At 70.3% G+C, this 2,980-nt stretch carries 1 protein-coding gene and 1 pseudogene; both read right to left on the bottom strand.

All coding sequences use genetic code 11. The features are described 5' to 3' along the window. Positions 1–294: pseudogene (locus DW309_RS05145) on the bottom strand (hypothetical protein); the annotation flags it as partial. Between the two features lie 45 nt (positions 295–339). Then, complete coding sequence (locus DW309_RS05140; RefSeq protein WP_136033538.1) at positions 340–2,808, bottom strand: ATP-dependent helicase; 2,469 nt, start codon at positions 2,806–2,808, stop codon at positions 340–342. Between the last annotated feature and the right edge of the window lie 172 nt (positions 2,809–2,980).

Here is a 2,980-nt window from a genome sequence, read left to right as displayed (position 1 = left end):
GACCTCGGGGCCGGCCTCGGCGCCGACGCCGCGGAACGCCTGCACGGAGATGCCCACGGTCGGCGTCGCGGCGGCCTCGGGCGCAGGATCCGTAACCTCGGTCACCGGCGCTCCGGTCGCGGAGGCGGTTCCCTCGGGCGCGCTCGCCTCGGACGCGGTTCCCTCGGGCGCGGTTCCCTCGGGTGCGGTCGTCTCGGGCGCGGTCGTCTCAGGAGACTCGACCGGGGTGGACTCGACCTCGGGGGAAGCGACAGCGTCGTCGCCGGACTTCTTGCGGCGGGAGAAGAGGGCCATATGAGCCAGCCTAACCGTCTGCGTGTTCCGGCCCCGCGCGCGGCGCTACAGCTTCTCGATCGGCGCGACCTTGATGAGCAGCTTCTTCTGCCCCGCCGTGTCGAACCGCACGTGGGCGATGCGCTTCGCCCCCTCGCCCGTGACCGCGTCCACGCGGCCCTCGCCGAAGTCGACGTGCCGGATGCGGTCGCCCGCCGCGAGCTCCAGGTCGCCGTTGTCGCGCATCTTGGCCGTCACCCGGTTGGGGATCTTGTCCATCGCGGTCGACAGGGGCTTGAGCGACTCCCGCGGCAGCGGCTTGACGCCGAACCGGTCGCCGGAGCCCGAACCGCCGAAGCCACCAGAGCGCCGCGCGTTGAGGGCCCTCGACTGCATGCCGCCGCGCGAGTTCACGTCGCCGGGCGACTGCCGCCAATCGATCAGCGCCGCGGGGATCTCCTGCAGGAACCGGCTCGGCATCGCCACCGACACCTCGCCGAACTGAGCCCGCGTCATCGCGAGCGACAGGTGCAGGCGCTTGCGGGCGCGGGTGATGCCGACGTAGAACAGTCGACGCTCCTCCTGCGGCCCCCCGGGCTCCCCCGCCGAGATGCGGTGCGGGATGAGGTCTTCCTCCACACCCGTTACGAACACCGCGTCGTACTCCAGGCCCTTGGCGGTGTGCATCGTCATGAGCGACACCGACCCCGACTCGTCGTCGAGGTCGTCGGCGTCGGACACCAGGGCGACCTCGGTGAGGAAGTCGGTGATCGTGCCCTCGGGGTTGTTGCGCGCGAAGTCGCGGGTCACGGCGACGAACTCGTCGAGGTTCTCCACGCGCGCCTCGTCCTGCGGGTCGCGGCTGGCGCGCAGCGCGTCGAGGTAGCCGCTCTTGGACAGCAGCAGGCTCAGACCGTCGGCGACCGACGTGGGCGGCGGCACCTCGCCCGTGGCGGGCAGCATGATCGCGGTCGCCTCCGCGAGCACGGCGTCGAGCTGCGCGATCGCGGCCTGGATCTTGGGCCCGACACCGAGCTGACCGGGCATCGACAGCGCCTCCCGGAACGTGATGCCGTGCTCGTCGGCGAACCGGGCGATCGCGGTCTCGGTCACATCGCCGATGCCGCGCCGCGGCTTGTTGAGGATGCGGCGCACCGCCATCTCATCGGCCGGGTTCGCGACGGCGACCAGGTAGGCCAGCGCGTCCTTGATCTCGGCGCGCTCGTAGAACTTGGTGCCGCCCATGATCTTGTAGGGCACGGCCGAGCGGATGAAGATCTCCTCCAGCGCGCGCGACTGCGAGTTCGTGCGATAGAACACGGCCATCTCTGAGTACGGCATGCCGGCGCGGTGCAGCGCCTCGACCTCGTCGGCGACGAACTGCGCCTCGTCGTGCTGCGAGTAGCCGGTGAACCCGATGATCTTGTCGCCGTCGCCCCGATCGCTCCAGAGCTTCTTGTCCTTGCGGTCGAAGTTGTTGCCGATCACGGCGTTCGCCGCGGAGAGGATGTTCTGCGTGGAGCGGTAGTTCTGCTCCAGCAGCACGACCTTCGCGCCGGGGAAGTCGCGCTCGAACTCGCTGATGTTGCGGATGTCGGCGCCGCGGAACGCGTAGATCGACTGGTCGGAGTCGCCGACCACCGTGAGCGAGGCTCCCGGTTCGCCCGCGCCTGCGGAGGGCTCGGGGTCGGGCTCGAAGATCATCATGCCGTTCGAGGCATACGGATCGGGCGCCGATCCGACACCCGACACCGGACGCGTGAGCTCGTGGATGAGCGCGTACTGGGCGTGGTTGGTGTCCTGGTACTCGTCGACCAGGATGTGCCGGAACCGCCGCCGATACGTGTCCGCGACCTGCGGGAACGCCCGGAACAGGTACACGGTCTGCCCGATCAGGTCGTCGAAGTCGAACGCGTTCGCGCGCTGCAGCTGCCGCTGGTAGTCGGCGAACACCTCGACGAACACGCGCTCCGCCGGATCGGTCATGTTCGCCTGGCGCGCATAGGACTCGGCGTCGGACAGCTCGTTCTTGAGCTTGGAGATGCGCCCCTGCACCGAGGCGGGCGTGAGGCCGTACGCGTCGGCCTCGTGCTCCTTCACCAGGCGCTTGATGAGCGCGCGGGAGTCGCCGGAGTCGTAGATCGTGAAGTTCTTCGTGAAGCCGAACTGCTGCGCCTCGCGGCGGAGGATGCGCACGCAGGCCGAGTGGAAGGTGGAGATCCACATGCCCCGCGCGGCGTCGCCGATGATGCCCTCGACACGCTCGCGCATCTCGCCGGCGGCCTTGTTCGTGAAGGTGATGGCGAGGATCTGGCTCGGCCACGCCTCGCGGTTGCGGAGCAGCGAGGCGATGCGGCGCGTGAGCACGCTGGTCTTGCCCGACCCCGCCCCCGCGACGATCAGGAGTGCGGGGCCGCGGTAGGTGACGGCCTCGAGCTGCTGCGGGTTCAGGCCGGCGAGGAGGTCGTCCTGTGCGGGGGCGCCGGAGGACTGGGGGCCGACGGATCCGGGGACGATGAGAGGGGCTTCGGTCATGACCTTACGAGTCTAGGCGGCGGCACCGACATCGCGGTCGCGGGAGTCGTACGTACGCCGAGAGGGGCGCGCGAGCCTCGCCCGCGCGCCCCTCCGCCCGATCAGTGCGCGCGACGGCGGCGTCCGACCGCCACCGCACCGGACGTGAGCAGCACGAGCGCCAGCACCGCCG

The sequence above is a fragment of the Microbacterium sp. K41 genome (assembly GCF_004794395.1).
GTDB lineage: Bacteria > Actinomycetota > Actinomycetes > Actinomycetales > Microbacteriaceae > Microbacterium > Microbacterium sufflavum.
Note: the sequence above shows the minus strand (reverse complement) of the source record. Positions and strands in the feature narration are given on the sequence as shown.